Raw genomic sequence first — 1,063 nt, 5'->3', positions numbered from 1 at the left:
GCCGGGCCCTTACGCCAGCACGCCGAAGAACGCGCCGACGATGCCCACGGCCATGGTGGCCACGATCAGCACCATGGGGTTGATCTTCTTGGACAGCAGCCAGTAGTACAGCCAGAAGGCGAGCATGCCGAGCATGCCGGGCATGATGCCGTCCAGGATGTCCTGGAGGGTCTGGGCGTCGTCGCCCGAGCCGATGGCCACCGGGATGCTGGCCCAGAACATGTCCTTGCACATGGCGCCCACGACCATGACGCCCACGATGCCCACGCAGGTCATGATCTTCTGCATGAGGCCGGTCCTCTGGGCCTCGTCCAGGAAGCCCACGCCCAGCTCGTAGCCCTTGACGGCGCCCCAGACGCGCAGCGCGAAGCCTGGGACGTTGTAGATGAGCAGGAAGGCGATGGGGCCGAAGGGGTTGCCGGCCTGGCACAGGCTGATGCCCACCGCGGCGGCGACCACGCGCAGCGTCGACAGGAAGATGGAGTCGCCGATGCCGGACAGCGGGCCCATGAGGGCGGCCTTGACGTCGTTGACGCTCTCGGGCTCGATCTCGCCGCGGGCGACCTTCTCCTCCATGGCCATCGCGATGCCGCCGACGAACGGGGCGAACTGGACGGTGATGTTGAAGAACGCGCAGTGGCGGTGCAGGGCCTCGGCGTAGTCGTCGGGGCGGCCGGCGTAGATCTTCTTGAGCATGTTGGCGACCATCAGGCAGAAGGCGATGTTCATCTGCTTGTAGTAGGTCCAGGAGAACTCCATGCCCAGGGCGCCGGTGTTGACGGCGCTCCTGACGAGGTCGGAGCGCGTGATCTTGTTCTCGGGACTAGAAGTCATCGTCCTCATCCCCTTCCGCGGAGAGCTGGGGCTGGGCTCCGCCCAGGCCGAGCAGGTCGAACTTGTCGATGCCGATGATGATGGCGATCAGGGCGACGCCCAGGACGGGCACGTTGGCGTAGGAGCACAGCAGGAAGCCCAGGAAGTAGAAGGGCACGAGCTGCTTGGTGAGCACCAGGCGGCCGAGCATGGCGAAGCCCATGGCCGGCAGGATGTTGGCGGCAACGCC

General features: G+C 66.1%; 2 protein-coding genes. Both read right to left on the bottom strand.

What is annotated here, in order from left to right:
- Positions 1-9: 9 nt before the first annotated feature.
- Positions 10-843 (bottom strand): PTS system mannose/fructose/sorbose family transporter subunit IID, encoded by an 834-nt coding sequence (locus tag DW003_RS09835; RefSeq protein ID WP_118388889.1) that lies wholly within the window; start codon positions 841-843, stop codon positions 10-12.
- Positions 824-1,063, bottom strand: a 240-nt coding sequence (locus DW003_RS09830) for a PTS sugar transporter subunit IIC (protein ID WP_147324175.1), incomplete at its 5' end; no start/stop codon positions are given. The genes DW003_RS09835 and DW003_RS09830, both read right to left, overlap by 20 nt.

The organism is Collinsella sp. AF36-3AT (assembly GCF_003475205.1).
GTDB lineage: Bacteria > Actinomycetota > Coriobacteriia > Coriobacteriales > Coriobacteriaceae > Collinsella > Collinsella aerofaciens_AF.
Note: the sequence above shows the minus strand (reverse complement) of the source record. Positions and strands in the feature narration are given on the sequence as shown.

Bases quoted from the DNA above. Each gene is read 5' to 3' on its own strand.
- DW003_RS09835 (WP_118388889.1), bottom strand. From the start codon at position 843: ATGAGGACGATGACTTCTAGTCCCGAGAACAAGATCACGCGCTCCGAC.